The following is a 659-nucleotide window of genomic DNA, read 5'->3' on the forward strand; positions in this document are numbered from 1 at the left end:
AAGTTGGAATCGCTAGTAATCGCGGATCAGCATGTCGCGGTGAATACGTTCCCGGGTCTTGTACACACCGCCCGTCACACCATGGGAGCGGGTTTTACCAGAAGTAGGTAGCTTAACCGTAAGGAGGGCGCTTACCACGGTAGGATTCGTGACTGGGGTGAAGTCGTAACAAGGTAGCCGTATCGGAAGGTGCGGCTGGATCACCTCCTTTCTAGAGTTTGCACGAATCAGTAATGATTCACGCATCAAATGTTCACACTTATCGGCTGTTAATATAAAGAACAGCATTTGGGGCTGTAGCTCAGCTGGTTAGAGCACCGTGTTGATAACGCGGGGGTCGTTGGTTCGAGTCCAACCAGCCCTACCAGTTTCTGTAGTCTGGAAATACCCTAGGGGGATTAGCTCAGCTGGGAGAGCACCTGCTTTGCAAGCAGGGGGTCGTCGGTTCGATCCCGTCATCCTCCACCAAAAGTTCAAACGTAAGTTGATCACATCGGTGATTGAATTTAGGTTTGGTCTTTTCGAGATCAAGTGCTGTATGTTCTTTAACAATCTGGAAGAAGTAAAGATTATTTATTGATCGGTTTGCCGTAAAAAGCGAATCGATGGGTAATGATTGTATGTATCAACAAACAAGCAACAACGTTGTACTTTCTTAT

The 659-nt window shown here is 47.2% G+C and carries 2 tRNA genes and 1 rRNA gene; all 3 read left to right on the forward strand.

The window, feature by feature from the left end:
• Nucleotides 1–211: ribosomal RNA gene (locus ACP7DW_RS28660) — 16S ribosomal RNA — on the forward strand; the annotation flags it as partial.
• A gap of 79 nt (nt 212–290) precedes the next feature.
• Nucleotides 291–367 (forward strand) — tRNA-Ile (locus tag ACP7DW_RS28665).
• A gap of 25 nt (nt 368–392) precedes the next feature.
• A tRNA-Ala gene (locus ACP7DW_RS28670) sits at nt 393–468 on the forward strand.
• Nucleotides 469–659 lie beyond the last annotated feature (191 nt).

It is taken from the genome of Janthinobacterium sp. PSRC1-1 (assembly GCF_049897525.1).
Classification (GTDB): domain Bacteria; phylum Pseudomonadota; class Gammaproteobacteria; order Burkholderiales; family Burkholderiaceae_D; genus Janthinobacterium; species Janthinobacterium tructae.